General features: G+C 74.6%; 29 protein-coding genes. 14 read left to right on the top strand and 15 right to left on the bottom strand.

Going from position 1 to position 26,431, the window contains the following annotated elements:
- Positions 1-17: 17 nt before the first annotated feature.
- Complete coding sequence (locus tag OG218_RS25660) at positions 18-575, bottom strand: hypothetical protein (RefSeq protein WP_328296049.1); 558 nt, start codon at positions 573-575, stop codon at positions 18-20.
- Positions 576-627: 52 nt separating this feature from the next.
- Here OG218_RS25660 and OG218_RS25655 point away from each other — a divergent pair, with 52 nt between their 5' ends.
- The 4 genes from OG218_RS25655 (at position 628) to OG218_RS25640 (ending at position 3,229) form a co-directional block, all read left to right on the top strand.
- Entirely contained in the window at positions 628-1,245 is a 618-nt protein-coding gene (locus tag OG218_RS25655) for a hypothetical protein (RefSeq protein ID WP_328296048.1), read from the top strand.
- A gap of 83 nt (positions 1,246-1,328) precedes the next feature.
- A complete protein-coding gene (locus OG218_RS25650) occupies positions 1,329-2,162 on the top strand; it encodes a transglutaminase domain-containing protein (RefSeq protein WP_328296047.1) in 834 nt (277 codons plus the stop codon).
- A gap of 57 nt (positions 2,163-2,219) precedes the next feature.
- Positions 2,220-2,525, top strand: a complete 306-nt coding sequence (locus OG218_RS25645; RefSeq protein ID WP_328296046.1) for a hypothetical protein — start codon at positions 2,220-2,222, stop codon at positions 2,523-2,525.
- Positions 2,522-3,229, top strand: a complete 708-nt coding sequence (locus OG218_RS25640; RefSeq protein ID WP_328296045.1) for a phosphotransferase — start codon at positions 2,522-2,524, stop codon at positions 3,227-3,229. The genes OG218_RS25645 and OG218_RS25640 overlap by 4 nt, the downstream gene beginning before the upstream one ends.
- Here OG218_RS25640 and OG218_RS25635 read toward each other — a convergent pair.
- Complete coding sequence (locus tag OG218_RS25635) at positions 3,157-5,328, bottom strand: DUF2201 family putative metallopeptidase (RefSeq protein ID WP_328296044.1); 2,172 nt, start codon at positions 5,326-5,328, stop codon at positions 3,157-3,159. The genes OG218_RS25640 and OG218_RS25635 overlap by 73 nt on opposite strands.
- Positions 5,329-5,331: 3 nt before the next feature.
- Positions 5,332-6,468, bottom strand: a complete 1,137-nt coding sequence (locus OG218_RS25630; protein ID WP_328296043.1) for an AAA family ATPase — start codon at positions 6,466-6,468, stop codon at positions 5,332-5,334.
- A gap of 56 nt (positions 6,469-6,524) precedes the next feature.
- On the opposite strand from OG218_RS25630, the gene OG218_RS25625 reads away from it, so the two are divergent.
- A complete protein-coding gene (locus tag OG218_RS25625; protein ID WP_328296042.1) occupies positions 6,525-7,931 on the top strand; it encodes a sensor histidine kinase in 1,407 nt (468 codons plus the stop codon).
- Here the strand turns inward: OG218_RS25625 and OG218_RS25620 are convergent.
- Together OG218_RS25620 and OG218_RS25615 are read right to left on the bottom strand one after the other, a co-directional pair.
- Complete coding sequence (locus OG218_RS25620; protein WP_328296041.1) at positions 7,904-8,581, bottom strand: response regulator transcription factor; 678 nt, start codon at positions 8,579-8,581, stop codon at positions 7,904-7,906. The two genes, OG218_RS25625 and OG218_RS25620, sit on opposite strands and share 28 nt — an antisense overlap.
- A gap of 70 nt (positions 8,582-8,651) precedes the next feature.
- Positions 8,652-9,068, bottom strand: a complete 417-nt coding sequence (locus OG218_RS25615) for a VOC family protein (protein WP_380162086.1) — start codon at positions 9,066-9,068, stop codon at positions 8,652-8,654.
- A 147-nt stretch (positions 9,069-9,215) separates the two neighbouring features.
- On the opposite strand from OG218_RS25615, the gene OG218_RS25610 reads away from it, so the two are divergent.
- On the top strand, positions 9,216-9,674 hold the full coding sequence (locus tag OG218_RS25610; protein ID WP_328296039.1) for a MarR family winged helix-turn-helix transcriptional regulator: 459 nt from the start codon (positions 9,216-9,218) through the stop codon (positions 9,672-9,674).
- On the opposite strand, the gene OG218_RS25605 is transcribed toward OG218_RS25610, so the two are convergent.
- Together OG218_RS25605 and OG218_RS25600 are read right to left on the bottom strand one after the other, a co-directional pair.
- Positions 9,574-10,116, bottom strand: a complete 543-nt coding sequence (locus OG218_RS25605) for a hypothetical protein (protein WP_328296038.1) — start codon at positions 10,114-10,116, stop codon at positions 9,574-9,576. The two genes, OG218_RS25610 and OG218_RS25605, sit on opposite strands and share 101 nt — an antisense overlap.
- Positions 10,113-11,432, bottom strand: a complete 1,320-nt coding sequence (locus OG218_RS25600; protein ID WP_442906560.1) for an amino acid permease — start codon at positions 11,430-11,432, stop codon at positions 10,113-10,115. The genes OG218_RS25605 and OG218_RS25600 overlap by 4 nt, the downstream gene beginning before the upstream one ends.
- Before the next feature lie 132 nt (positions 11,433-11,564).
- On the opposite strand from OG218_RS25600, the gene OG218_RS25595 reads away from it, so the two are divergent.
- Positions 11,565-12,032, top strand: coding sequence for a PPOX class F420-dependent oxidoreductase (locus OG218_RS25595; protein WP_328296036.1), 468 nt, complete (start codon positions 11,565-11,567; stop codon positions 12,030-12,032).
- Positions 12,033-12,070: 38 nt separating this feature from the next.
- Here OG218_RS25595 and OG218_RS25590 read toward each other — a convergent pair whose 3' ends face one another.
- Positions 12,071-12,244, bottom strand: coding sequence for a DUF1059 domain-containing protein (locus tag OG218_RS25590; protein WP_328296035.1), 174 nt, complete (start codon positions 12,242-12,244; stop codon positions 12,071-12,073).
- Positions 12,241-13,389 carry an EAL domain-containing protein gene (locus OG218_RS25585; RefSeq protein WP_328296034.1) on the bottom strand — a complete coding sequence of 383 codons (1,149 nt, stop codon included), beginning with the start codon at positions 13,387-13,389 and terminating at the stop codon, positions 12,241-12,243. Before OG218_RS25585 ends, OG218_RS25590 begins: the two co-directional genes overlap by 4 nt.
- 199 nt (positions 13,390-13,588) lie before the next feature.
- On the opposite strand from OG218_RS25585, the gene OG218_RS25580 reads away from it, so the two are divergent.
- Positions 13,589-14,704, top strand: coding sequence for a lytic transglycosylase domain-containing protein (locus tag OG218_RS25580; RefSeq protein ID WP_328296033.1), 1,116 nt, complete (start codon positions 13,589-13,591; stop codon positions 14,702-14,704).
- Here the strand turns inward: OG218_RS25580 and OG218_RS25575 are convergent.
- Together OG218_RS25575 and OG218_RS25570 are read right to left on the bottom strand one after the other, a co-directional pair.
- Positions 14,691-15,440: a zf-HC2 domain-containing protein gene (locus OG218_RS25575; RefSeq protein ID WP_328296032.1), complete on the bottom strand. Its 750-nt coding sequence runs from the start codon at positions 15,438-15,440 to the stop codon at positions 14,691-14,693. The two genes, OG218_RS25580 and OG218_RS25575, sit on opposite strands and share 14 nt — an antisense overlap.
- The gene (locus OG218_RS25570) at positions 15,440-15,946 is read right to left on the bottom strand and encodes a sigma-70 family RNA polymerase sigma factor (protein ID WP_328296031.1); all 507 of its coding nucleotides are present in this window, start codon (positions 15,944-15,946) and stop codon (positions 15,440-15,442) included. Before OG218_RS25570 ends, OG218_RS25575 begins: the two co-directional genes overlap by 1 nt.
- Before the next feature lie 83 nt (positions 15,947-16,029).
- Between OG218_RS25570 and OG218_RS25565 the strand changes: the two genes are divergently transcribed.
- Positions 16,030-16,836 carry an aminoglycoside 3'-phosphotransferase gene (locus OG218_RS25565; RefSeq protein WP_328296030.1) on the top strand — a complete coding sequence of 269 codons (807 nt, stop codon included), beginning with the start codon at positions 16,030-16,032 and terminating at the stop codon, positions 16,834-16,836.
- A gap of 30 nt (positions 16,837-16,866) precedes the next feature.
- Positions 16,867-17,538 (top strand): pyridoxine/pyridoxamine 5'-phosphate oxidase, encoded by a 672-nt coding sequence (locus tag OG218_RS25560; protein ID WP_328296029.1) that lies wholly within the window; start codon positions 16,867-16,869, stop codon positions 17,536-17,538.
- Between the two features lie 10 nt (positions 17,539-17,548).
- Here OG218_RS25560 and OG218_RS25555 read toward each other — a convergent pair whose 3' ends face one another.
- Positions 17,549-18,355, bottom strand: a complete 807-nt coding sequence (locus OG218_RS25555; RefSeq protein WP_328296028.1) for an ABC transporter ATP-binding protein — start codon at positions 18,353-18,355, stop codon at positions 17,549-17,551.
- A gap of 58 nt (positions 18,356-18,413) precedes the next feature.
- Between OG218_RS25555 and OG218_RS25550 the strand changes: the two genes are divergently transcribed.
- Together OG218_RS25550 and OG218_RS25545 are read left to right on the top strand one after the other, a co-directional pair.
- Entirely contained in the window at positions 18,414-19,244 is an 831-nt protein-coding gene (locus tag OG218_RS25550) for a hypothetical protein (RefSeq protein WP_328296027.1), read from the top strand.
- 83 nt (positions 19,245-19,327) lie between these two features.
- Complete coding sequence (locus OG218_RS25545) at positions 19,328-20,614, top strand: MFS transporter (protein WP_328296026.1); 1,287 nt, start codon at positions 19,328-19,330, stop codon at positions 20,612-20,614.
- Here the strand turns inward: OG218_RS25545 and OG218_RS25540 are convergent.
- Both OG218_RS25540 and OG218_RS25535 read right to left on the bottom strand, forming a co-directional pair.
- Complete coding sequence (locus OG218_RS25540) at positions 20,505-21,065, bottom strand: isoprenylcysteine carboxyl methyltransferase family protein (protein WP_328296025.1); 561 nt, start codon at positions 21,063-21,065, stop codon at positions 20,505-20,507. The two genes, OG218_RS25545 and OG218_RS25540, sit on opposite strands and share 110 nt — an antisense overlap.
- On the bottom strand, positions 21,062-22,141 hold the full coding sequence (locus OG218_RS25535; RefSeq protein WP_328296024.1) for a type III polyketide synthase: 1,080 nt from the start codon (positions 22,139-22,141) through the stop codon (positions 21,062-21,064). Before OG218_RS25535 ends, OG218_RS25540 begins: the two co-directional genes overlap by 4 nt.
- A gap of 71 nt (positions 22,142-22,212) precedes the next feature.
- Here OG218_RS25535 and OG218_RS25530 point away from each other — a divergent pair, with 71 nt between their 5' ends.
- Both OG218_RS25530 and OG218_RS25525 read left to right on the top strand, forming a co-directional pair.
- A complete protein-coding gene (locus tag OG218_RS25530; RefSeq protein WP_328296023.1) occupies positions 22,213-23,109 on the top strand; it encodes a hypothetical protein in 897 nt (298 codons plus the stop codon).
- Positions 23,106-24,092 carry an epimerase gene (locus OG218_RS25525; RefSeq protein WP_328296022.1) on the top strand — a complete coding sequence of 329 codons (987 nt, stop codon included), beginning with the start codon at positions 23,106-23,108 and terminating at the stop codon, positions 24,090-24,092. Before OG218_RS25530 ends, OG218_RS25525 begins: the two co-directional genes overlap by 4 nt.
- On the opposite strand, the gene OG218_RS25520 is transcribed toward OG218_RS25525, so the two are convergent.
- A complete protein-coding gene (locus OG218_RS25520) occupies positions 24,067-26,397 on the bottom strand; it encodes a DUF3376 domain-containing protein (RefSeq protein WP_328296021.1) in 2,331 nt (776 codons plus the stop codon). The two genes, OG218_RS25525 and OG218_RS25520, sit on opposite strands and share 26 nt — an antisense overlap.
- Between the last annotated feature and the right edge of the window lie 34 nt (positions 26,398-26,431).

The raw sequence follows: 26,431 nt of genomic DNA, 5'->3' as shown, positions 1-26,431 counted from the left end.
GCACGGTAGTCGCTGGGTCACGCCCAGCCGGGGAGGAGCGCGGCGAGGAGCTCGACCTTCTCGAGGGTCAGGGTCCCGTCGCGGTGGGCCGCGACGATCTCGGCGGCGCCGAGGCCGGCGTGGGCGGCGGCGAGGACGAGGGTGAGGTCCATCCCCGGCAGGTGGGGAGCGAGGTCGGCGTGCAGGCGGGCGTAGGCGAGGACGTGGGCGGGGTCCAGGGTGCGGCGGTGGCCGGCGAGGACGTGGTGGGCGCGCAGGACGCTGGTGGGTTCGCCGCGCTGGAGGGGCCGACCATCGAGGTGGGTGGCGACGACGCGGGTGCCGAGGGCGGTGACCTCGACGTGGTGGCCGGTGTCGCGGGCGAGGTCGGGCAGCAGGAGGTGGCGGTGCAGGTCGGCGAGCGCCGCGGGCCAGTCGAAGGGGGGTTGGTCCTTGCCGTTCCACAGGACGCGGGGCAGGCCCCAGTCGGGGTCGGGGCGGCCGGGGGGTGGGGCGAGGAGGTCGGTGGCGTCGAGGACGAACCGTGGTGGGGGTGGCCCGGGTCGGGGGCGGCGGTGACGCCTGCGGGCGGGCACGTCCCGAGGGTATGTCGGGGCTGTGTCGGGGGTGGCTGTCAGGGTGCTGGGCGTGGAGTCGTTGCCTGGGGGTCGTGCGGAGGCGTTGCCTGCGCACTGGGACGAGCTGGCGTGGCCGCGGCCGACGCCGGCGGCGTTGTTGACGGTGCTGGTGTGGGCGGTGCGCCCGCCGGTGCGTCCTACCGCGGGGGTGGTGGGTGCCCCGCGTCGTCAGGTGGGGCGTCGTGTCCCCTCGCGGCGGGTGGCGCCGGAGGTGGACGTGGCGTTGTTGCCGGACTACGGGCGGTTGCGGTCGTTGTCGGGGGTGGCGGCGATGTCGGCGGAGGAGTTCGGGGACGACGACGCGTTCGTGACGGAGATGTGGTTGCGGTCGTGGGTGCGTCGCCACCGCTCGGTGGCGGTGCGGGCGTGGTTGCGGGCGCAGCACCCGGGGGTGTCGCCGGAGGTGGTGACGGGGACGGTGCGGGAGATGAGCGTGGGGCTGGCGTTGGCGGTGGGCGACGTCGGGGTGCTGGTGGTGGGTCTGCGGGAGGGGTGGAGCGAGGAGTGGATGGTCGCGGTCCAGGAGGCGGGGTTCGGGGCGGAGGAGGCGCTGGCGCTGGCGGGGCGAGAGGACGGGTGGGAGGTCGTGCGGACGATGGTGGCGTTCTCGGGGTCGGTCTCGCTCTGACGTGGCCGGAGCGGTGGGCGCGTCAGAGCGCCTTCTCCGACCCGGGTCGACACGCCGCTCGTCTGCGCCTCGCGTCCGGTGACGTGTCCGGTGACGTGTCCGGTGACCTCGCGGGCGTGTGCGCCGCGGCCCGCAACGTCATCGCCCACTACCGGGCCGACCTGGGTGAGCTGACCGCCGCCCAGCGCGGCGAGGTGGACAGCCGCTGGCTCGAGGACGTCCTGGAGGTCGACGCCCGGCGCACCCCGGGTCCGCTGACCGAGCCCCGTCCGGTGCAGCACCGGGTGGCGGGGTGCTGCCGGGACCACTCGGTGTTCGTCGTCGGGGCACTGCGTGGACGGGGGACCCCGGCGCGGACGACGGTGGGGTTCGCGCACTACCTGACCCCGGGGTGGGCCGTGGACCACGTGGTCGTCGACGTCCACGACGGGTACCGGTGGCGACGGGTCGAACCCGGGCTCGGTGCGCACGGGGACTTCGACGTGCTCGACGTGCCCACCGGGGACGGGGCTCCGTTCGAGACCGCCGCTCGTGCGTGGCTGCGGTGGCGGTCCGGGACGTCGGACCTGTCCACCTACGGCGTCCGCAGCCGGCCCGACCTGAGCGGACCCTCGTTCGTCGGCGCCTACGTCGTCTTCCAGGTGGCGCACCGCTACGGGGACGAACTGCTCCTCTGGGACGGCTGGGGTGCGGTCGCGGATCCACTCGCGCACACGGCTCTGCTGGACGAGGTCGCGTCGCTGCTCGTGCGCGCCGACGCCGGTGAGGAGGGCGCCGAGGACGAACTGTTCGCCCGCTACCGCCGGGACGAGCGGTTGCGTCCGGGGGATCGGGTCTTGACCCACTCCCCCTTCGGCGCGCCGTCCCGGGTGACGGAGCTCGGCGGGGAAGGACGTCGCGTGAGGGCCGAGGGGTGAGCATCATCGACGCATGACGTCGCACCGCCGGCCGTGGAACCGGAGGAGTCGGGTGTCGTGGCCGGTCTGCGCTTCGTCGTCGCCCACACCGGCGGTCTCCTGCTGCCGTTCGTGCTGCGGGATCGCGGGGTGCAGGCGGAAGCGGCGATCCGGCAGTTCTCCCGCCGCTCCTGCGGCCCGGACGACGAGAACGGGGTGATCCCACCCTGGTCGCGGCCGCAGGTGCACGTCGAGGTGGACGACGCCGCGGGTTCCGCCCATCCCGGCGGCGGTCCGACGTCCGGCGGGGAGGACGACGTCGGGGTGCAGGCGCGCTGCTGGATCGAGGAGGTCCCCCGCGACCGGATCCTGTCGCTGCGGTGAGCGTCCCGGCGACGGCGCACGACCGGGGACCCGTCCCGACGCGGGTCCACGTCGACGTGGGCGTGGTGCGCCGGTTGGTGGCGGAGCAGTTCCCGCGGTGGTCGCACCTGCCGGTCCGGGCCGTGGCCGCGGGTGACTGGGACAACTGGACGTTCCACCTCGGCGCGGAGCTGTCGGTGCGCCTGCCGTCGGCGACGGAGCACGCCCTGGCGGTGCAGAAGGAGCACCGGTGGCTGCCCCGGCGGGCGCGACACCTGCCGTTGCCCGTCCCCACGCCGGTGGGCCGGGGTGAGCCCGGCGCGGGCTACCCCTTCGCCTGGTCGGTCTACCGGTGGATCGAGGGTGAGCCCGTCAGCACCGACGGTGGGTTCGCCGCGGCCGGCCTGGGACGCGACCTCGGTGGTTTCCTCGCGGACCTGCAGCGGGTCGACGCCGGGGGTGAGCCGGCGCCGGGCACGCACAACTGGTTCCGGGTCGGTCCGTTGCTCACCTGCGCCCCGACGGTGCGGAACGCGCTGGTGGCCCTGGAGGGCCGGGTCGACGCTCGCCGGCTACCCCCACAGCCCGACTGCCCGGCGCACCCTGGAGGCGGCCCTCGCGGAGTTCCGGGCCGGGTGAGAGCGGGACACGCTCAGGAGACGACGATCTTGTGCATCCACGGCGGGACGGTCGTGCGGTCCCCGTCGAGCAGCAGGGCGACGTAGCGCGCGTCGGGGTTCTCGGCCGGTGGGGATTCCGGCCAGGGGGTGTCGCCGTCGGTCATGGTGATGACGAGGTCGAAGCGGGGACGGGCCTGCGCGGCGACCTGCAGACCGACGCGCATGTCGGTGCCCCCGCCGCCGAGCATGGTGACGTCGCTCATCGTCCGGACGGTGCGGGGGCGGGAGGCGGCTGCGTCGCAGGCGATGACGGTGACCCCCTCGCCGCGGGAACGTTTGACGATGGCTTCGGTCTCGGCGTGGACGCGGGAGAGCATCTCGTCGCTGATGGAGCCGGAGGTGTCGATGACCTCGGCGACGCGCGGGGGGCGGGGTTGGCGCATCGAGGGCAGCACGACGTGGGGTACCGAGGCGGCGCGGCGGGAGGGTCGGGCGTAGGTGTAGTCGCGCATCCCGGCGACGTTGGCGCTGACCCGGCGGGTGATGCTGTTCATCTCCTTGCGCCAGTCGACCCGGGGTTCGAGGACGAGGGTGGCCCAGCGTTCCCACCCGGCGGGGACGGAACCCCGGCTGCGGGCGTGCTCGAGGACGTTGCGGGCGGTCTGCTGGCGGATGAGTTCGCCCCGTCCGGCGTCGACGCTGCCGTCGTCGCGACCGTCCTCGTCGGTGCCGGTCTCGTCCTGTTCCCAGGGTCGCCGGGTCCCACCGGCCCCCGATCCGCAGTCGTCGGTCGTCTCCTCCGGCCCGGTCCCCTCACCGGGACCGGCCTGGGGACCGTCCTCGGAGGGCTGCTCCTGCTCGGGTTCGTCCTCGGGGTCCGAGGAACCCTCGCCGTCCGGGGAACTCTCCCCACCCACCGTCAACGGCGCCGACGCCCTGGCGTCGCCGGTGGTGAGGACCACGACGTAGGTCCCGTCCTCCAGCGGGCGTTCGACCGAGACGTCCACGAGGGAACCGCCTCGCAGCCTCGGGGGACCCGCGGCGCCGTCGACCTCGGTCCCCAGGTCGTCGAGGACGGCGAGCGCCGTGGTGTCGTCGAGGGTGAGGTCGTCGACCTGCCCGGAGAGTTCGACGGGGACCACGAAACCGCTCGGGAGGTTCGACGGTTGCAGGTCGAGGTGGGGCAGGCCGATCGGGAGGACGGCCTGGACGACCTCGTCGCCGCTGCGCACCCGGATCCGGTAGGCGCCGTCGGGGAGCGGCCCCAGCTCGAAGGTCAGACGGGTCGCGCTGATGGGGGTGAGAGCCGAGACGACGTCCAGGGCGCGGCCGTCGGGGCGCAGGACGTGGACGCGCGAGGAGGGACCGAAGTGGGTGTCCTCCCCCACGACCACGATCTTCTCCGCGGGTTCCCGGGCGCGGGTGAGGTGGTCGGGGCGGAAGGTGAGGCTGGGTGCGGTGACCGTCAGGTGGGCCGAGCTCCGTTCCGTCCCGTGGGTGAGCACGACCTCGTAGCGGCCCGCCGGCAGCGGCGGGTTCAGGAGGAGGGTCCCGCCCCGGGGGTCGCGCACCTCGAAGCGTCCGGCCGCGCCGGCGACGGGTTCACCGTCGGCGCCCAGCACCTCGACCGTGCTGGACCCCGTCAGCACCGGGTCGCGGGTCAGGCACAGGAGTGTCGCGGGGGTCTCGTTCTCCCGCAGCGTGTCCGGCAGCAGGACGAGGGCCGGGTCACGCTGGGCGAGGCGGCGGCCGAGCGGTCCGGCCAGCAGCAGCCGGTACACCTCCTCCGCGGTCATGCCCTCCCGCGCTCCGGGGACGCGCTCGGGGTACCAGGCCTTCACGGCGGGCAGCCGGACCCCGGCGAGGCGCAGGTCGGCGTTGATGGCGCTGTCGGCGGCCCGGTTCCACAGCGGTACCCGCTCGGGGGGTTCGCGCAGGGCGGCGAAGCGTTCGCCGTGCTCGCGCAGGGGGTGGCCGATCTCGTGCAGCCACGCGCCGGCGACCTCCTCGACGGTGGTGGTGAGGACGAACTCGGGGTTGTAGTACATGCGCCAGCGACCGTCGATGGCCAGCGTCGGGAGGTCCCCGCTGGGGATCGCCTTCACCGCGTAGAGGGCGTCGGCCAGGTAGGGCATGAGGTCGGTGGCCTTGGCGCGGCCGGCGGCCAGGCGCAGGTTCGCCTGGCGCAGCAGGGTCTCCTCCACGGCTCAGCCCTTGGTGGTGAGCAGGTTCAGCTCGGTCAGGATGGGCGCCAGGCCCTTGATGATGCGCTCGTTCGGCAGCGCACCGGTGGGACGCGCGGCCGCCCAGGCCCGGCCGTAGGAGAAGGCGATGTCGGCGCTGCCGCTCTCGGCGATCACCGCGAGGACGACCCCGCAGTTGACCCAGCGTTGCGCGGTGTTGCGCGCGGCGGTCGCCGACCACACCGACGCCGCGACCGCGTAGGTCTGGTCGGTGCGGCGGCGGTCCACGACGTAGACGTCGGGGTCGGCGAGCAGGGTCTCGGGGTCGGGCAGGTCGAGTTCACGCAGGTAGTTCAGGAACATCCCGCCGGCGGTGATGCCCACGGTCCCGGCCATCAGCATCGTGACCACGGTGCTGTTCATCCCCGCCGCGGTGGCGTAGGCGTGCAGTCGGGCCGCCATCTCCCACGACCGCGGTGTCGGGAAGGCGCGGCCGGCCTCCTCGGAGGTGCGGGGCATCTGGGTGACCAGCTCGGGTTTCGACCCCAGGAACACCCCGACGACGGCGAGGGTCTGCACGAGCAGGGCCTCCACCGCGTTCTCCTCGAGCGCCGGCACGGCGACGCTCGGCCAGCCCGTGGTGAACCCCTCGCGGACGGTGTCGGCGTCGAGTTCCCACGTGAGGTGCACGAACCGGTTCGCGACGGGCGGGGCGAGGTCCCAGCCGTCGGCGGCGACGTCCGGTGGGTTCGCCGCGGCGATCGTGCGGACCCCGTCGGGCAGGCGCAGGTCCCCCACGACGCCCTCGAGGATCGGGCGCAGCAGCGCCGCCTGGGTGGCGGGCGGGGCGGTGGAGACCTCGTCGTAGAACTGGATGCCCGTGCGGCCCTCCTCGAGCACGGCGTCGCGCAGGCGCACCGCCCACGACGGCGCCGCGAGCGAGGCCGTGCGGGTGGCCGGGTCGACGACGGGCAGACCCGCGAAGTCGCTGGGCTCGCGGATGGAGGCGATGACGGTCTCCAGGTGGGCGCCCATCCCGCTCGCCAGCTCCTGGATCACCGAGGACTTCCCCTGACCGGGTGGGCCCCAGAGGATGACGGGCACGTCGGCGAGCAGGGCAACACCGAGGGCGTTGCAGGTGTCGGTGTGGCGCTGGCTCATGCCGCCATTGTCGTGGGAGCTCCCCGGGCCTCCTCCCGGCGGGTGAGACTGGCCGGGTGTGGCGAAGCGCAGGGGTCCGCGTCCGCTCGACGGTGGCGGCGACGGCGCTGCTCGCGGTCCTCGTGCTCGCCGGGGCCGTCACGGGTCTGGTGCTGCTGCGCTCGACGCTGTACTCCGGCGAGCAGGAGACCGGGTCCGTCCAGGCGCGGCTGGTGCGGCTCTCGGTCACGGCCGCCGCGCTGAGCGGATCGGACGCCGCCGCCCGACAGGCCCTGGACACCGCCGTCGGCGCGCAGGCCGACCGCGGGTCGCACATCCAGGTCCTCGACGCCGACGGCGACGTCGTGGCCCGCAGCGCCCGTCTCGCGGGCCTGCCCGCGCTGACGGCGTTGCGCCCGGCCTCAGCACGCCTCGAGCACGAGGTCGTACGCCTCCCCGCCCTGGGCGAGGACCACCGCTGGGTCGTGACCGTGCTCGGCGCGGACGTGGAGGACCGGGACTTCCACGTCGTCGTCGCCGAGTCGACCGCCGACGCCGACCGGGTGCTCCGGTGGGCGGGGGTCCTGCTGGGTGTCGGGTCCCCGCTGCTGCTGGCCGCGATCGGCGTCGCGACCTGGACCTTCGTGGGCCGTTCGCTGCGTCCGGTGGAGGCGATCCGGGCGAGGGTCGAGGGCATCAGCGCCCGGGGCCTGGACGGGCGGGTCCCGGTCCCCGCGGGCGAGGACGAGGTGAGCCGGCTCGCGGTGACGATGAACGAGATGCTGGCCCGGCTGGAGGCGGCCCAGGCCGGCCAGCGGCGCTTCGTCGCCGACGCCAGCCACGAACTGCGCAGCCCCGTCGCCACCCTGCGCGCCGCCGCGGAGGTGTGGGCGGGGTCCGGGGGCAGCCTGGCGGAGTTCACGACCCTGGTGGCCTCGGAGAGCGGACGGCTGGAGACGCTGGTCGCCGACCTCCTCGCCCTGGCCCGCGCCGACGAGGGCCGCCTCCTGCTCGTCCCGCAGGAGGTCGACCTCGACGAGGTGGTCGAGGTCGAGACGACCCGCCTGCGCAGCGTCAGCGGCCGCACGGTTCAGGCCACCATCGTGCCCGTGCGGGTCCTCGGCGATCCGCTCGCCCTGGCCCGCACCCTGCGCAACCTCACCGACAACGCCGTGCGCCACGCCACCTCCCGCGTGGAGCTGGAGGTGGCGCAGGAGGGCGACGTCGCCGTCCTGCGGGTGGGCGACGACGGACCCGGCATCCCCACGGGGGACCGGGCCCGCGTCTTCGAACGGTTCGTGCGCCTCGACGGGAGCCGCGGACGAGGTTCGGGCGGAACGGGTCTGGGCCTGGCGATCGTCGCGGAGACCGCCGCCGCCCACGGCGGTTCCGTGAGCGTCCGCGAGCGCCGGGGTGGGGGGTGCGTGGTGGAGGTGCGCCTGCCCGCGGGTGGTCCTCAGCCGCCGTCGGCGGCGAGGCGGTAGCCGGCGCCGCGGACGGTCTGCAGGGCGTGGCGCTGGAAGGGGAGGTCGATCTTGAGGCGGAGGTAGCGGACGTAGACCTCGACGACGTTGGGGTCGGTGGTGACGTCGGGGTCCCAGACGGCGCGGAGGATGTCGGGTTTGGCGACGACCTGGTCGCGGTGGCGGAGCAGGAACTCCAGGAGGGCGAACTCGCGGGGGGTGAGGGTGAGGGGGGTCGTGCCGCGGACGACGCGGCGGGTGGCGGGGTCGAGGGAGAGATCGCCGGCGGTGAGGACGGCGGGGCGTTCGGGGGCGCCTCGGCGGTGCAGGGCGCGCAGGTGGGCGAGCAGGACGGGGAAGGAGAAGGGTTTGGTGAGGTAGTCGTCGGCGCCGAGGTCGAAGGCGTCGACCTGGTCGTACTCGCCGTCCTTGGCGGTGAGGATCAGGACGGGGGTCCAGACGCCGGCGGTGCGCAGGTCGCGGCAGATCTCGTAGCCGTTGCGGCCGGGGAGCATGAGGTCGAGGACGAGGACGTCGTAGCCGGCGGTGGCGGCGCGGTGGTAGCCGCTGGTGCCGTCGTGGGCGACGTCGACGGTGATGCCCTCGGCGCTGAGGCCGCGGCGGACGGTGTCGGCGAGGAGGGTCTCGTCCTCGACCAGGAGCACCCGCACGTCTGCAGGGTAGCCGCGGTGAGCCTCGACGTTCGGGCTCACGACGTTCAGGACTGACGACCCGGCGGACTCACCCGGCCGTGGGCTTCGTCCACATCACCTGCCAGCCGTGGCCGTCGAGGTCGAAGAAGCTGCGGGTGAGCATGAAGCCGAAGTCCTCGAGCCCGTCGGCCTCGACGCCGCCGGCGGCGAGGGCGGCGTCGGCGACGGTGTCGACGTCCTCGCGGGTGGCGACGGTGAAGCAGTACAGCGCCAGGGCGTGGGTGGTGGGGTCACCCGCGGGGAGGGTGGAGAGCTCCGCGAACCGGGCGTGGTCGGCGAGCATGACGCGGGCGTGGTCGCCGACGAGCAGGCAGGCGCCGTGTCCGTCGGCGAAGTCGGGGTCGAACGTGAAGCCCAGTCGGGAGAAGAAGTCCTGGCTGCGGGCGACGTCGGCGACGGGCAGGGTGACGAAGAAGGTGCGGCCGGGGTGCGCGGGGGTGGTCATGGCGGGTCTCCAGTCGCGGGTGCGGGTGGTGTCGTGGTGACCGGGTGGGGTGGGGGAACTCATCGGCGACTCATCGACGACTCACCGGCGGGGTCGACCGCGAGGCGGCCCGGGCCCGGCGGAACCCCCGTGTGTCAGTATGCTGACATGGATGAGGGTGACGTCGGCATCGACCTGGACACGTCCCTGGGCTACCTGCTGAAGGAGGCCGCCAGCGCCCTGCGCGTGGCCCTGGAGGCGGTGCTGCGCCCGCTCGGCATGACGGTGACGCACTACTCCTGCCTGGAGCTGCTGGCCCAGCGCCCGGACCTGTCCAACTCCGACCTCGCCCGCGGCACGTTCGTGACCCGGCAGTCGATGAACGTCCTGCTCCACGCGCTGGAACGCGACGGTTCGGTGAGCCGGGCGACGCAGGCCCCGGTCGGCAAGGCCCTCCCCACGCGGCTCACCCCCCTGGGCCGGCAGCGGTTGGCGACGGCGAGCGCCGCCGTGCGCGCCGTGGAGGTCAGGATGCTGGGTGGGATGACGGGGGCGGAACAGGCGGCGGCGTCGCGCGCCCTGCGGAGCATGGTCCGGTCCCTGACGGAACCCGAAGAGAGCTCCTGAGGGCCGCGGCGAGGCGCTGCACGTCCTCGTCGGGCATCCCCGCGAGCGATCGGCGACGCAGGTGTCCGCCCTGGGGCAGGCGGATCGAGGGTTCCTCGTCCCACCGCCCGGCGGGGCGGACGTCGGCGACCTGCGACCACGGGACGAGCGGGCCGAAGCGCCACCCGGTGCGCAGGCGGACACCTTCCGCCGCGACGAGGACCGCGGCGGGGAAGCGCCTGCGCAGCACCAGCACGGCCGCCACCACGGCGAGGAGGGCGATCGCGACCCCCTGGACCCCGGGGTCGCGGGGGTCGTCGAGCAGGCGGAACACCGTGGACCCGGTGAGGGCGCCCAGCACCCCGGCCAGGACCCGCCAGGCGAGGAGCGGCGGGCGCAGCAGGTAGAGCGGCTGGAGGCCGGTGGTGTCCAGCGCTCGACTTGTCCCGCCCGCCGCGTTCACTCCCGGACCGGGGCGGCCTTGCGCTGGTGGCGCATCCCGACGGCGACGACCCCCGCGGTCAGCACCAGCGAGAGGCCGAGCTGCACCCGCTGCCCGGGGAGCACGACCATGAGGATCAGCACGACGGCGATGAAGGCGATGGTGGCGTAGGTCAGCCAGGGGAAGAGCCACATCCGCACCACGGGGCGCTCCCCCGCGGCGTCGAGGCGACGGCGCACGACGACCTGGCTCAGCGCGATGAAGGCGTAGATGACCAGGGCGAGGGCACCGCTGGTGGCGAGGAGGTAGTTGAAGATCTTGTCCGGCAGGACGTAGTTGCCGATGACGGCGACGAAACCCACGACGGTGGAGATGAGGATCGCCGGGTAGGGCACGCCGCGGCGGGAGACGTGGGACAACCACCCGGGTGCGTCCCCGCGCCGGGAGAGGGAGAAGACCATCCGGGAGGCGGTGTAGAGGGCGGAGTTGAGGCAGCTGGCGACGGCGGTGAGGATGACGACGTCCATGATGGCGCCGGCGCCGGGGATGCCGATGGTCTCCAGGGTGGTCTGGAAGGAGCCGCCCTCCTCGAGCTGGCTGGAGTTCCACGGGACCAGGGCGACGACGATGAAGATGGAGCCCAGGTAGAACAGTCCGATCCGCCCGATCACGGAGTTCACTGCGCGACGGACCCCCTTCTGCGGGTCGGGGGATTCCGCGGCGGCGATGGTGACGATCTCGGTGCCCATGAAGCTGAACATCGTCAAGAGCATTCCGGCGAGGACGGCGGAGAAGCCCTTGGGCAGGAAACCGCCCGCGTCCCCGGTGAGGGAGAACCCGGGTGTCCCGCTGACGTCGGTGCCGGGCAGCACCCCGAAGATGGCCAGCAGGCCGACGACGATGAACCCGACGATCGCGACGACCTTCACCCCGGCGAACCAGAACTCGAACTCGCCGTAGTTGCCGACGCTGGCCAGGTTGGAGGCGGTGAGGGCCAGCGTCACCAGCAACGCCCAGACCCATTGCGGGGCACCGATCCAGTCGCTGAGGATGTTCGCGGCCGCGGTCGCCTCGACGGGGATGACGAGCACCCAGAACCACCAGTACAGCCAGCCGACGCTGAACCCGGCCCAGCGTCCCATCGCCCGGTCGGCGTAGGTGGAGAAGGACCCGGTGTCGGGGTTGGCGGTGGCCATCTCCCCGAGCATGCGCATCACCAGCACGACGAGCGTCCCGGCGAGGGCGTAGGAGAGGAGCACCCCCGGGCCCGCTTCGGCGATGGCCGACTTGGACCCGACGAAGAGGCCCGCCCCGATGACTCCGGCGATGGAGATCATCGTGATGTGACGGGGTTTGAGCCCGGTACCCAGACCCTGCTGTTCCTGCGTGGTTGTCACGGTGTCGACCTCTCGAGTGCGGAGCTGCTCCTCGGCTGTGCGAAACGGCGGCTCACGGTAGCGTCCCGACCCATGAGTCCGCGAACCATCGCCACGTCCCGTCGTGTCGAACTGCCCGAACTGCTGGACTTCGTCCGCACCCGCCACCACGTGGTCCTCACCACCACCCGATCCGACGGTTCACCGCAGATGTCGCCGGTGACCGCGGGGATCGACGAGCAGGGACGCCTGGTCGTCTCCACCTACCCCGACCGCGCGAAGGCCGGCAACGCCCGCCGCGACCCGCGGGGTTCGGCGCTGGTCCTCTCCGACGACTTCGGCGACGCCTGGGTCCAGCTGGACGGCGAGTTCGAGGTCCTCGACGGTGAGGACGCGATCGAGCCGCTGGTGGACTACTTCCGCTGCATCTCCGGCGAGCACCCCGACTGGGAGGAGTACCGCCAGGCCATGCGCGATCAGGGGAAGTCGCTGCTGCGGATGACGATCCGGCGGTGGGGCCCGATCGCGACGGGTGGTTTCCCGGCGCGCCTGGCGGAGTGAGCGGCGCGGCTGAGCGGCTGAGTGGCGGGGGCCGGGGCTCAGACCTCGTCGCGCAGGTTCGCCTCGACGGCGCGCACCAGGGCGTCGTCCACGTCGACGTGGTGGTCCTCGCGGGCGTGGGCGGCGACCTGGGCCAGGATGTCGGCGCGGTCGACCCCGAGGAACTCGCGGTTGCACCCCGGCACGACGTCACCGCAGCGGAAGGCCTTCACGCACCCATCCTCCACGGCTGGCGCCGGTAGCCGGCCGTCGGGTCGGCGGCGAGGTCGAGGACCACGTCCTCGACGCCGACGACCCCGACGTAGCGGCCGGTGGAGTCCGTGCAGACCAACGGGTCGAAGCGGACCCCGGCGGCCCGGGCCAGGGCCCGTCCCGCGGCCTCGGACACCGGCGTCTCCGGCGCGAGGCGGATGTCCACGGGTTCGACGCGGGGCCGCTCCCCCGGGCGGTGACCGGGCAGGACGATGACCCGGGGCACGTCCTCGACGTCGACGACGACGACGGGGGCGCAGTCCTCGACGGCGACCCGCACCGCCGCGGAGACGCTGCGGGAGGTCTTGGTGCGCCGGGCCAGGTCACCGCTGCGGCGGACGGGGTCGAGAGCGGGGCGCTCGGGGCGGTGCAGCATCCGCATCGCCTCCGTCCCCAGCCCGGCGAAGTCGTCGCCCGGGCGGGCCAGCAGGAACCCCTGGACCAGGGGGACACCCATCCCCCGCAGCACGTCGAGCTCGGCGACGGTCTCCACGCCCTCGGCGATGATCCAGGCGTCGAGGCGGCCGGCGCACTCGCCGAGGAACTGCACCAGCGACCGCTTCACGAGGTCCCCCTCGAGGCCCCGAACCAGTTGCAGGTCGATCTTGAGGATCTCCGGGCGCACCACCGCCATCCGCAGCAGTCCCGAGTGCCCGGTCCCGACGTCGTCCAGGGCGACGATGGCCCCCCGGGCCCGCAGCACCGCGAGCGGCTCGACGAGGTCGCGGGGGTCGCAGGCCGCGTGCTCGGTGAGTTCCAGCACGACGCCGGTGAGGTCCTGCGCGCGCAGGATCGACATCACCTCGGGGTCGGAGAGGGAGGTCGGGCTGGCGTTGACGGTGAGGAAGGCCCCGTGCGGGAGGCGGTCCAGCAGGCGCAGCGCGCCGCGCAGGACGACCTTGTCGAGGTCGGCGTCGCGGCCGAGGGTGCGCGCCGCGACGAACCAGTCCTCGGTGGGGATGGTGGAGGGGAACCGGCTGAGCACCTCGTAACCGGCGATGCGGCCCGCGGCGACGTCGACGACGGGGTGCAGGACCAGTCGGAACAGGCTCGGGTCCGCGCAGACGGCATCGAGTCGTCGGCTCCACCGCGCGCGGTGCGTCACGCCACCCATTGCGCCGCCTCCCTGAACCATCACTCTCGGTGGCAGATACCCCATCACGCTGTGAACGAATCCTTCCCGTGAGGGAATGGTGCAGATCCGTCGCCGCGTCGAGGGAGCATATAGCGGTGACCGCTCGACTACACGTTGCTCATGAAGTCCGGGTCTCAAGAACGACCCGGGGGCCGTCGATCACCTCCGGGTGAACCGTCGATCACTCTCCGCGCTGGTGCTGGTCCTCGGCCTCGGCGCCGGTGGGCTCGCCGGCGCCAACCCCGCCCTGGCCGACCCCGGCACGGCGGCGCAGGCGCGTCAGGAGGCCGCCGCGGCCGCCCAGGCCGTGCAGCGGGCCGGCGAGCGGGTCACCGCGGCCCAGGAGGCCCTCGTCCGGCAGCGGAGCGACGTCGCGAGCGCGGTGAGCTCGAGCATCGGGGCCCAGGTGCAGGCCGACCACGAGGAGCGCGCCGCCGCCACGGCCCGCTCCCGCACCGCCCAGCGGGTGCGCTCCATCTACATCGACGGCGGGGTCGTGGGCGGGGCCGGTCGCGGGCTCGCGCTGTTGACGTCGCTCACCCACGGGGCGGACCCGACGGTGGCGCTGGCCGGCCTGAGCGCGGCCCGCCGCGTCGACGACGCGGTCGACGCGGCGGCGCGGACACGGGCCGCCTCCGCCCGCGAGGACGCCCAGCAGGCCGACGGGGGTGCCGTCGCAGCGGTCGCCGGTCTGCGCGACGTCGCCGCGCAGGTGAGCGCGATGACCGACGCCCTCACCGGCGCGCAGCAGCGGCTGGAGGCCCTGACCGCGGAGGCCGCCTCCCTGCAGGCCGCCGAGGACGCGGCCGCCGCACTGGCCGCCGCCCAGGCCCGCGCGGCGGCGCTGAACGCCGCCGCCACCAGCTCGGCCGAGGGGGTGCACGCGCGCACCGTCCCGGCCGACTACGACGACCTCTACCGCCACGCGGCGGCGACCTGCGCGGGGATGCGCCCGGAACTGCTGGCGGCGGTGGGTCAGGTGGAGAGCGGTCACGGGGTGAACGTCGGCCCGAGTTCCGCCGGTGCGCAGGGCCCCATGCAGTTCATGCCCGCCACCTTCGCCAGCTACGGCGTGGACGGTGACGACGACGGGAGCATCGACGTCCAGGACCCCGCCGACGCGGTGTTCAGCGCCGCGAAGTACCTGTGCGCCAACGGCGGTGGGCAGGGACGCGACGGTGAGGCCGGCGCGTTGTTCCGCTACAACCACGCCGACTGGTACGTCGCCATGGTCCAGCGGATCGCCGACGAGCTCACCGGGAGCGCCTCCCTCACGTCTCCGTGAGCCGCAGCACGGCCGTCCCGCTCAGCGTCTGCACCTCGACCCTGGCGATCTGGGCCCGCGTCCACGACGTCGCACCGCTCAGCCTGGCGTCGCGGCCGGGGATCGCGGTCCAGGTCCCGACCTGCTGGGTGGTGCCCGCGGCGTCGGCGATGACCAGCGCGTAGGGGAAGGGGTCCTCGGCCGCGGCCTGGGCGTAGGCGCACACCAGGTCGACCCGGGTGCCCCAGCCGACCTCGGTGAGCTGGACGGTGGCGGTGATCGGCACGGGCAGCAACGGGTCCATCTGCTGCACGTCGCCGCGGGTGGCGCTGGGGGCCGCCCCCGCGACGGGGGTGGACGGGCCGGCCTCGTCGCCGTCGCGCCAGACGAGCGCGGAGACGAGGGCCGCGGCCGCGGCGAGGCCGCCCGCGAGCGCCGCCCGGCGGGTGGTGCGGTGCCGGCGCACGGCGCGCAGCAGCGCGGGCAGGACGGTGTCGGGGACGGCTTCCTCGCCGTGGCCGCGCTCGCGCAGGGCGGCGACGGGGTCGTCCTCGCCGAGGGCGTCGACGACCTCGCGGGGGGTGCGGGAGAGCAGTCCGGGGAGTCCGGCGAGTTCCTCGACGGCGCGCCGGCAGTCGGGGCAGGTGCGCAGGTGGGCCTCGAACCCGGCGCGCTCGCCCGGGGAGAGGGCGCCGATGACGTAGGGACCCGCGGTGGTGGTGAAGTCGTCGTCGTCGTAGGCGGGGTGGCCGGTCATCAGCGGCTCACCCCCATCTCCTGCAGGGCCAGTCTGAGGTTCATCAGGGCGTAGTGGGTGCGTGACTTCACGGTTCCCTCGGGGATGCCGAGGGCGCGGGAGGCCTCGGCGACGGAGCGGCCCTGGAAGTAGCACTCGCGCAGGACGGCGCGGTGCTCGGCGGAGAGGCGGGTGAGGGCCTGGGCGACGACCCACTGCTGGAGGACCTGTTCGGACTCGTCGACGACGACGCGGTCGGGGACCTCGGCGTGGACGCTCTCGCGGCGGTTGCGGGCCGAGCGCCAGTCGTCGATGACGAGGCGGCGGGCGACGGTGAAGAGCCAGGCGCGGGTGGAGCCGCGTTCGGGGTCGAGGGACTCGGGGTGTCGCCAGGCGCGCAGGAGGGTCTCCTGGACGACGTCGTGGGCGCTGACGCGGTCGCCGGTGAGGGAGACGACGTAGCCCCACAGGGCACCGGCGTGCTCGTCGTGCAGGGCCCGCACGAGTTCCTCGTCGGCATCGGTCATCGCTGCTCTCCTCCTCGTGCTCTCTCCGAGGACACCACGAGACAGCACCGGAAACGGTTCGACGGGGTTCCTAGGGTGGGCGTGTGGGTGAGCGGGAACCGTCTCGGGAGTCGTGCGAGGAATCGTCCGGGGAGTCGTGGCGCGGGGTCCAGGTGCCGGTCGGGCCGGTTCCGGTGCCGGAGCCGTTGCGGGAGGTGGTGGGCCGCTGGGGGGCGCCGGCGGGGGCGCGGGAACTGCCGGCGGTGTGGGTGAACGCGGCGGGCGGCATCACCTTCCCGCTGCAGGGGTCGGCGGTGTTCTGCAAGTGGGCACCCGCGCGGATGGGCGGGCACCTGGCGGCGGAGGCGCAGCGGGCGCGGTGGGCGATCCGGTGGCTGGCGGTGCCGGAGGTGCTGGAGCACGGCTCGGGCGCGGACGGGGAGTGGCTGGTGACGCGGGGGCTGCCGGGGCGCACGGCGGTCGACCCGGACTGGCGGGCGCGCCCGGAGGTGGCGGTGGTCTCGCTGGGGCGGGGTCTGCGTCGACTCCACGAGGCCCTGCCCGTGGCGCAGTGCCCCTTCGACTGGGGTGTCCCCCACCGGCTGGCGCGTGCCGTGGGCGACGTCAGCGGGTTGCAGCATCCGCCGCCGGTGGACCGCCTCGTGGTCTGCCACGGCGACGCGTGCGCGCCGAACACGTTGCTGGCCGAGGACTCCGGGGAGGCGGTGGCGCACGTGGACCTGGGTGGGCTGGGGGTGGCGGACCGGTGGGCGGACCTGGCGGTGGCGACGATGAGCCTGGGCTGGAACTACGGGCCGGGCTGGGACGCGACGTTCCTGGCGGCCTACGGGGTGGACCCGGACCCGGTGCGTACCGACTACTACCGGGCGTTGTGGGACGTGGGTCCGTGAAGGGCCCCGGGGTGCGGGTACCGTCGCGGGGTGAGCTCGGGTGGCGCGGACCTTCGACACTTCCTGGCCGGGTTGGCCTGGCCGGAACCGCAGGGACCGGTCTTCGACCCCGACACCGCCCCGGCGGATCCCGTCGAGCTGTTCGTGCGGTGGCTGCGCGAGGCGGTGGACTCCGGTGCGCCCGCGCCGCACGTGATGACGCTGGCGACGGTCGACGCGGCGGGCCGCCCCGACGCGCGGGTCACCGTCCTGGAGGACGTCGACGACGCGGCGTTCTGGGTCGCGGCGAGCGAGTCGAGCCCCAAGGGCAAGCAGCTGGGCCGGGTCCCGGTGGCGGCACTGGTCTTCCACTGGCCGCTGCAGGGTCGTCAGGTGCGGGTGCGCGGCACGGTCCGCCCCGCCGGGGAGGCGCGCACGGCGGCGGCGTTCGAACGCCTCAGCGCCCACGAACGCGCCGAGCTGCTGGTGGACCGCCAGAGCGGACCGCTGCACGACGAGGAGTGGCTCTCCAACGCCCTGGGGGACCCGACGGAGCTGCTGGAGCTCGAGGGCGCGGGGCCGGTCGCGGCCCCGACGTGGCGGTTGTGGGGGGTCGACGCGGGTCGGATGGAGTTCTTCCAGGCCGCCCGCGACGGTCACCACGTCCGTCTGCGCTACTCCCGCGACGAGTCCGGCTACGCCACGGAACTCCTGCGCCCCTGAGCGGGCGGTCTCACAGCGCCCGGGCGGAGAACCTGCCGTCGCGGTGCTCGACGTCGAGGGCGAGCCCGAAGGTCTGCGACAGCGTCGCGGAGGTGAGGACGTCCTCGACGGGACCGCCCGCGACCCGGGCCCCCTCGCGCAGCAGCAGCGCGTGGGTGGTCCCGACGGGGATCTCCTCGACGTGGTGGGTGACCAGCACCGTCGTGGGGGCCGCGGGGTCACCGGCGAGGGCGGTGAGGCGGCGCAGCAGGTCCTCCCGGCCGCCGAGGTCGAGCCCGCCGGCCGGTTCGTCGAGCAGCAGCAGCTCGGGGTCGGTCATGAGGGCGCGGGCGATCTGGGTGCGCTTGCGTTCACCGTCGCTGAGGGTGGCGAAGGCGCGGTCGGCGAGGTGGGCGACGCCGAGCAGGGCGAGGAGTTCCTGCGCGCGGGCCTCGTCGTCGGGGTCGTACTCCTCGCGCCAGCGGCCGGTGACGCCGTAGGCGGCGGTGACGACGACGTCGCGGACGCGTTCCTGTCCGGGGACGGAGTTGCCGAGCGCCGTGCTGGCCAGGCCGATGCGCGGGCGCAGCTCGAAGACGTCGACGCGGCCGAGGGTCTCACCGAGGATGCCGACGGTCCCCGAGGTGGGGAACAACCGACCGGCGGCGAGGGAGAGCAGGGTCGACTTCCCCGCACCGTTGGGGCCCAGGACGACCCAGCGTTCACCCTCCTCCACGGCGAGGTCGACGGCGTCCAGCAGGACGCTGGTCCCGCGCCGGACGGTCACCGCGGACAGGTCCAGCACCGACGCTGGGACTCGGCTGGTGTCGCTGGTCATGCGGGCGACCCTAACGACCCAGGTGGGAGCGGGCCCGCGCGGGTCGTAGGCTTCCGGCGTGCTGGACCTGCCCCGCTCCGCGCGGTTGGCCGCCTGGGGAACGGGTGTGCTGAGCGCGAACGCCTCGCTGGAGTCCGCGGTCGCCGCGGTCGTGCGCGACGACGAACCCCACACGGTCTCCTTCGCGGAGTCCGCGCCCACCCTGCCCGGGCTGCCCGGCGCGGGCGGGACCCCCGACGACGTGACGACCCTGCTGGCGGCGCTGGCCGAGTGCGCCCACGCCGCACCGGGCGGGGGCCGGTTGCTGCTGGCGCTGCCCGTGCCCGGGGACCCCCGCGGTCTGCCCGGGCCGGCCGCCGTGAACGTCACCGCCCTCGAGGTCGGTGAGTGCGTCGTCGCCGAGCTCGGCGGGCACGACACGCGCTGGGCCCTGGTCCCGGAGGTCACCGAGTTCGGGTCGGTCTGGGAGCCGGGGGCCCTGGTCACCTGGACCGTGCTCGGTGCCGCACCGCGCCGGGCCCCGGAGAGTTCCAGCGTCGCGGAGTCCGAACGTGAGCTGCGGGTCGCGTTGGCCACCGCGACCCAGGCGCTGGCGACCCTGGACGTGGCGCGCTGGCGCGAGGACGCCGCGGACCGGATCGCCGCGGTGCGCGACGGGGGCCTGGCCCGCGACGCCGTCCCCGCCGACACCTCCCCGCGGGCGATGCGGGTCCTGCAGACCGCCGCGCGGGTCCTCGCGATCGTCGACCTGGCCACCGAGGACGACGGGGCCGCCATCACCAGCCTGGAGGCGACGTCACGGGCGCAGGCGCTGCGCGAGGTCGCCGGGGTCGCCCGCCGCGCGCTGGTCGCGGCCGTGAACGCCCACACCGAACCGGCCCGTCCCTGACCCACCGACCCGTGGCCGGATCCGAGCGGGATCTGTCCTGCACGGCACGCACGGCGAGCCGGGGGCTCGGCCACGATGGCGGGGTGAGCACCACCACCTCCCCCACGCGCCGGGTCCACCCGGCCTGGACCGTCGCCGCCGTCACCTTCGCGACGTTGCTGGCCGCCGGTGCCTTCCGCTCCGTCCCGGCGACCCTCATCGACCCGATCTCCGCGGAGTTCGGCTGGTCGACGGCGTCGATCTCGGCCGCGGTCAGCGTGAACCTCGTCCTCTACGGCCTCATCGCCCCGTTCGCGGCGGCGCTGATGCAGCGCTTCGGGGTGCAGCGTGTCGTCGCGGTCGCGTTGCTGCTGGTCGCGGCGGGATCAGCGGGGTCGGCCTTCGTCGAGGCCCGCTGGCAGCTGGTGGCGACGTGGGGTGTCCTCGTCGGTCTCGGCACGGGGGCGATGGCGATGTCGTTGGCGGCGACGGTCGTGGGCCGCTGGTTCGTGCTGCGCCGAGGTCTGGTGACGGGATTGCTCGCCGCGGCGGCCTCGGCGGGTCAGCTGGTGTTCCTGCCGCTGGTGGCGCGCCTGGCGCAGGCCCACGGCTGGCGCACCCCGTGCCTGGTCATCGCGGCGGTGGCGCTGGTCGTGGTCCCGCTGGTGGTGCTGCGCCTGCACGAGTTCCCCGCTGCCCGGGGCGTCCTGCCCTACGGCGGGACGAGCGCGGTCGACGTCCCGGTGCGACCGCTGGGGGCGCTGGGCGCGCTGCGGGTCGCCGTGCGTTCCCGGGCGTTCTGGTTCCTCGCGCTGGGATTCGCGATCTGCGGGGCGTCGACGAACGGCCTGATCGGCACGCACTTCGTCTCCGCCGCCCACGACCACGGGATGCCGGCGACGACGGCCGCGTCGCTGCTGGCCCTCGTCGGGCTCTTCGACGTGGCGGGGACGATCGCGTCGGGGTGGCTGACCGACCGGGTCGACCCCCGGTTCCTGCTGCTGGCCTACTACGCGCTGCGCGGGGTGTCGCTGCTGCTGCTGCCGAGCGTGCTCTCGCCGGGGGTGCAGCCGGCGACGTGGGTGTTCGTGGTGTTCTACGGACTCGACTGGATCGCCACCGTACCGCCGACGATCGCGTTGGCGCGCAAGCACTTCGGCGACGCGGGTCCGGTCGTCTTCGGCTGGGTCTTCGCCTCCCACCAGCTCGGCGCGGCGGTCATGGCCTTCGTCGCCGGTGTGGTGCGCGACGAGACCGGTGACTACCGCGGCGCGTTCCTGGTCAGCGGGGCGCTGTGCCTGATCGCTGCGGCAGCGTCGACGGCCGCGACAGGGCCGCGAGCGCGCGGTTCTCGGCCGGCAGCCGGAACCCCAGCAGCAGCACCGCGTTGAGGACGGTGAAGGCGAGCGCCGTGACCCACGCCGTGTGCACCAGCGGCAGCGCGAACCCCTCGAGCACGACGACGACGTAGTTGGGGTGGCGCAGCCACCGGTAGGGACCCCGGGCGACCAGGGTGAGACCGGGGACGACGATGACCCGGGTGTTCCACTGCGGCCCCAGCGCCGTGATGCACCACCAGCGCAGGCCCTGCGCGGCCAGGACGAGGACCAGCATCGGCCAGCCGAGGGCGGGGACGAAGGGCCGGTCGGCGGCGAGGACCTCGACCAGGCAGGCCAGCAGCAGCCCGGTGTGCAGGACGACCATGGGCGGGAAGTGGCCACGGCCGGACTCGACGCCGCCCCGCGCGAAGGACCACCGGGCGTGGCGGGTGGACACGACGAGTTCCGCGATGCGCTCGAACCCCGTCGCCAGGACGAGGGCGGCGAAGAGCCAGGTGCTCACCGGGCCTCCAGCAGCAGGGTCTCGGTGCTGACGCCGGGTCCGACGCCCAGGACGAGGGCCCGTCGCCCGGGGACGCGCTCGGTGCCGGCGAGGACGTGCAGCACCGCGGAGCTGGAGAGGTTCCCGCTGGCGCGCAACGCCGCCCGGCTCGCGTCGAGGGCGTCGGCGGGCAGGTCCAGGGCCGCCACGACGGCGTCGAGGACCTTCGGGCCACCCGGGTGCACCACCCACTCGTCGACGTCGGCGACCCCGCCGTGGGGGTGCAGGAAGGCGCGGACGTCGTCGCCGACGTGGGCGCGCAGGACCTGCGGGAGCCCGGCGGAGAGGACGATCCGGAACCCCTTCGAGCCGATCTGCCAGCCGAGGGCGTCGGCGCTGCCCGGCAGCAGCCGCGAGGTGTGCTCCAGCACGTCCCAGCCGGGGCGCCCCGCAGCGCGCTCGGCGCCGGCGAGGACGACGGCGGTGGCGCCGTCGCCGAACAACCCGCTGGCGACGAGGTTCGCCGTGGAGGGGTCGTCCGGCTGCAGGGTGAGGGAGCACAGTTCGACGCTGACGAGCAGGCCGACGGCGTCGGGGTGGCCGGTCAGGTGGTCGTCGAGGCGGGCCAGCCCGGCCGCTCCCCCGGCGCAGCCGAGCCCGAACCCGGGCCAGCGCACGACGTCGGGGCGCAGGCCGACGCGCTCGACGAGCAGGGCGTCGACGGAGGGCGCGGCGACGCCGGTGACGGTGGTGAAGAGCAGGACGTCGACGTCCTCCGGCTGCAGACCCGCGGTGGCGAGGGCTCCCTTGACCGCGCGTTCGGCGAGGTCGAGGGCGATCTGGGCGAAGGCGGCGTTGGTGGCGTCGAAGGCGTCGGGCCGGGTGACCAGCTCGGGGTAGTCCGACAGCGGCAACGCCAGGTGCCGGAAGTCGACGCCCGCGGCGCCGTGCAGGCGCCGCATCAGTTCCCGGTGCCGGCCGGGGCGGGACAGCAGCGGGGCCAGGGTGTCGGTGATCTCGGCCTGGGTGTGGCGGTGGGCCGGCAGGACCGGCTCGGTGGCCAGCACGCGGGAGGGGTTCCGGGGGCGCGACGTCACGCGGCGATGCTCGCACCCGCACCGCCCGGTCGCAGGACCTGGGGTCCGGCGGTGGCCGGGACGTCGTCGTGGTGGTGGACGCCGGGGGGACCGCGCCCCGGGTCGGCTGCTACACCCTCGACGGAACGCTGCTGTCCTGCGCCACCGGCGCGGCGGGTGCGGCGCACCACGACGACGACGCGGCGCGGGGCCTCACCGCCGGGGTGGCGGGGATCGGTCGGCCCGGGTCCAACCAGGGGGTCGGTCGCGACGGGGCGTGGGCCGCGTCGTTCTACCCGCTGGACCTCCTGGACTGTCCCCGGACGTTCGTCAACGACGCCGTCGTGGCGCACCGCGGCGCGTTGCTCGGCCAGGCCGGGATCGTCGTGGTGGCCGGAACGGGATCGATGGTCCTGGCGATCGACGAGAACGGCGTCGAGGTCGAGAGCGGGCAGTTCCAGCACTACGCCGGCGCGGCCCGCCACGTCGCCTTCGACGTCGTGCACCAGGTCCTCGCCGGGAGGGCGGAACCGGCCGACGGAGAACTCGTCACGCGGATCCTGGGGCACTGGGGCGCCGCGGACGTCGACGCCCTGCGCCGCGCGCTCCGGCAGCAGGACGACGTCGCCCACAACGACGTCAAACGCGTGTTCGGGAACGTCGCCCCCGTCGTCACGGAACTCGCCGACTGCTCGCCGCTGGCCGATCGGGCCCTGCGGAGGCTGGCCGAGATCACCGCCGACGGTGTGCTGCTGCTCGCCCCGCTCCTGCAGCGCACCCCCGTCCCGGTGAGTCTCGCCGGCTCCCTCGCCCTCGACCCGGCGTTCTCGACACGCCTCGCCGTCGCGCTCGACGTCCCCGGTGCCACCCCCGTGCGCCTGGTGCCACCCGCGCTGGGCCCCTTGGCCGGGGCCGGGTTCCTGGCCCTGCGCCGCCTCGGCGCCCCGCTCGGACCCGAGGTGGTGCGGCGGCTAGGTTCGTCGGGGTGAAGATCGTTCTCCCGGGCGGTACCGGTCAGGTCGGCGCGCTGCTGCGCCGGGCCTTCGTCTCCCGCGGCGCCGAGGTGGTGGTGCTCAGCCGACGCCCGGAGGTCCTGGAACCCGGGGTGCGGCACGTGCTCTGGGACGGGCGGACCCTCGGTCCCTGGACGCGTGAGTTCGAGGGGGCCGACGCCGTCGTGAACCTCGCGGGGCGCACGGTCAGCTGCCGCTACACCGACGCGAACCTGCGCGAGATGATGAACTCCCGGATCGACTCGACCCGGGTCGTCGGTGCGGCGATCGCGGAAACCCGAGAACCCCCGCGGGTCTGGTTGCAGATGAGCACGGCCACCATCTACGCCGACGCGCGGTCCCGGCCCGACGACCTCGCGCACGACGAGGCGAACGGGATCATCGGCGGTGAGGAACCCGACGTCCCGCTCTACTGGGAGTACAGCGTGCGCATCGCCCGCCGCTGGGAACAGGCCCAGGCCGACTCCCCCACCCCACGCACCCGCCAGGTCGCGTTGCGGGCCGCGATGGTCATGACCCCCGACCGCGGCGGGGTCTTCGACTACCTCTCGGGGATGGCCCGCCTCGGGGTGGGCGGGGCCGTCGCCGGTGGTCACCAGTACGTCTCCTGGATCCACGGCGACGACGTGGTGCGGGCCGTGGGGTTCCTGCTCGCGCGCGACGACCTCGACGGACCGGTGAACCTCTGCGCCCCGCACCCCGTGCCGCAGCGGGAGCTGATGCGGGACCTGCGCGCGGCGTGGGGTTCCCGCGTCGCGGTCCCGGCGACCGCGTCGATGGCCCGGCTCGGCGCGTTCGTGCTCGGCACCGACGCGGAACTGCTGCTGAAGAGCCGGCGGGTGGTCCCGGGCCGGTTGCTGGACGCGGGTTTCACCTTCGCGCACCCGCGGTGGCGACCCGCGGCGGCGGACCTCGCGTCCCGCGCCCGGGAACTCAGGACCCCGACACGTAGCGGTTGAGCACCACCCGCAGGACCCGTTCCAGCACAGCGCGTTCGATCCAGTCCGGAACGGGGACGTGAGGGACGGTGACCGCGTCGGCGAGGACCCCCGCCGCACGCTGCAGGACACCCTCGACGCTGTCGCCGAGCCCGGCCAGCTCCGGCCGGTGCTCGCGCAACCCCTCGCGGACGTCACGCAGGAACTCGTGGTCGTCCACGGCCAGCAGGTCCAGGAGTTCGCGCTCGAGCCCGGCGGTGAGGACCTCCGGCGCGGTTCCCGCGGCGCCCTCGCTGCGCAGCACCGCCCGCTGGGTCCCGGCCACCCAGCCGTCGTCCATCCCGAGGGCCCGCCCCAGGTGGGCGACCGCGTCCAGGCGACCCCACCGCCAGTCCCAGGTCCGCCACCCGGACGGCCCGAACGCACCGAAGTGGCCGGCGCGGATCCCGAACAGCTTGCGCCGGCCCAGCACCTCGGGATCGACGCCGAGGTCGGGGAGAAGAGGGGTCGTGACGTCGGGACCCAGCCGGAGGAACTCGAGGGAGGCGCCCCGGGCGAACGGGGTGCGGGCCGTCAGCGCCCGGGAGGTCACCTCGATGGCGAAGGCGGCCCGCAGGACGTCCGCGGCCCCCGCCCCGTCCCGGGTCCCGGCGTGGACCGTCGCGATCCGCTGCAGCAGGTCCCCGACGACGTCGGGGATCCGCAGCCGGGTGAAGACCTCGTTGACGTGGCCGACCACGACGGCGTCGGACGCGGCGGCGACCTCGGCCGGCAGGTCCGCGAGGTGGCGTTCCAGGGCGTCGTTGACCGCCTCGACGTCCCCGAGCAACGCCGACACCGCAACGGCCGCGGCCTCGACCGGCTCGCCGCGTTCGAGGCGGTGCCGCAGGTCGCGGGCCAGCAGCCGGGCACACCGTTCCGCGGTCGCCGGCCCCCAGCCCCACGGGACGGCGACGAGGTCGGCCGGTCCCGCCCCGACCGTCCACGCCGGGGCGGGGCCTTCCGTCGGCCCGGTGGAGGGGGCCGGGCCGTTCAGCCGGTGCGGTCGGGTGCGTTCCCCCGCGGCCGCCAGCGACCTGGCCTCGTCGATCCCCCCGAGGCGTCGACCGTCGCGGTAGAGGGGCAGCAGGCTCTCCGCGGCGGCGACGACCTGCGCCGCACCCGGTCCGTCCTGCCGCCCGGGGTCCAGCACGGCCTCGAGGAGGGCCTGCGCCTGCGCCCCCGCGTCCGCGACGTCGACGAGCGCCTGCAGGTCCTCGACGTCGGAGCGGAGATCGGCCTCCCGGGGCAACCCGAGCGCGGCCACGACGACGTGGACCCAGTCCGGGTCCTCCTCGGGAGGCGGCTCGCTGACGGGTCGACCGGCGGAGGGGACGACGTAGACCAGCAACCGGCGCAGGCTCGCGTCGGGCGGGGTGCGGGTGATGCTGTCCAGCACGGGGCCGAACGGGGCGTTGTCGAGGACACCTCCGTCCATCACCAGCGCGGCACCACCCCCCGTCGCCGGCCGGATCCGCACCGGCGGGACGGTCATCGCGCCGACCTCCGCGACGGGGACGAACGCGGCCGGGAACGAGGCCGACGCCCGGACGGCGCGGGTGAGTTCCACCGGGTGGTCGCCGAACTCGTCCAGCACCGCCCGCCGGAACCCCTCCCCGGGGTCGTAGACGACGTGGTCGGGGTCGTGCCGGAACCGGTAGAGCCTGCGGTGGTCGGGGACGGCGAACTCCTGACCGAAACCGTCGGCGTAGGAGCCGGCCGCGGGTCCGAGCGCGGTCCCGGTGGTGAACAGCGTCACCGCGCGCCGCAGTGCGGAGCCCTCCGGTCGGGGTGCGCGGCGATCCCCCGGGCTCGCACCGTCACGCTGGGCCGCGAGGTCGCGCAGGGTGCGTCCGATCATCTGCTCGAAGTAGTCGCCGCTGAACAGCGACCGCCAGGTCTCGGGGTGCTGCGCTCGCAGCAGCGTCGCGGTGTCGAGGGCGGCGCCGTGTTCCCAGAGGTGGCGCAGGTAGGGGTGCTCACGGTCGGGGTCGGCCCAGTCGGTCGCCCCGTCGCTCGCGATCGCCCGGGCCAGGAACGCCGCGTTCAGCCCCCCGGCGCTGGAACCGGCGAGGACGTCGACCACGACGCGCGCACCCTGCAGGGCCTCCCGCCAGCGCCGCCAGACCTCGCGGTCGTGGTCGGGCACGTCCTGCGCCGAGCAGTCCGGGTCACCCGCGCGGCGCAGGAGGTCGAGTTCGTGGGTCACCCCGCCCATCCAGACGGCGAGGCTGACCCCGCCGTTCATCACCAGCGCGATGCGCAACTCCCGACCCGTCGTGGTCACCGTCGGATCCTGGCACCGCCCGCAGGGGCTGACA

Source organism: Kineococcus sp. NBC_00420 (assembly GCF_036021035.1).
Classification (GTDB): Bacteria; Actinomycetota; Actinomycetes; order Actinomycetales; family Kineococcaceae; genus Kineococcus.
Note: the sequence above shows the minus strand (reverse complement) of the source record. Positions and strands in the feature narration are given on the sequence as shown.

What these genes read in the sequence shown, in the direction of transcription:
- OG218_RS25600 (WP_442906560.1), bottom strand. Translation starts at nt 11,432, where the DNA reads ATGATCTCCATCGCCGGAGTCATCGGGGCGGGCCTCTTCGTCGGGTCC.
- OG218_RS25595 (WP_328296036.1), top strand. Translation starts at nt 11,565, where the DNA reads ATGAGTCCGCGAACCATCGCCACGTCCCGTCGTGTCGAACTGCCCGAA.
- OG218_RS25615 (WP_380162086.1), bottom strand. Translation starts at nt 9,068, where the DNA reads ATGACCACCCCCGCGCACCCCGGCCGCACCTTCTTCGTCACCCTGCCC.
- OG218_RS25555 (WP_328296028.1), bottom strand. Translation starts at nt 18,355, where the DNA reads ATGACCAGCGACACCAGCCGAGTCCCAGCGTCGGTGCTGGACCTGTCC.
- OG218_RS25630 (WP_328296043.1), bottom strand. Translation starts at nt 6,468, where the DNA reads ATGAGCCAGCGCCACACCGACACCTGCAACGCCCTCGGTGTTGCCCTG.
- OG218_RS25575 (WP_328296032.1), bottom strand. Translation starts at nt 15,440, where the DNA reads ATGACCGGCCACCCCGCCTACGACGACGACGACTTCACCACCACCGCG.
- OG218_RS25610 (WP_328296039.1), top strand. Translation starts at nt 9,216, where the DNA reads ATGGATGAGGGTGACGTCGGCATCGACCTGGACACGTCCCTGGGCTAC.
- OG218_RS25570 (WP_328296031.1), bottom strand. Translation starts at nt 15,946, where the DNA reads ATGACCGATGCCGACGAGGAACTCGTGCGGGCCCTGCACGACGAGCAC.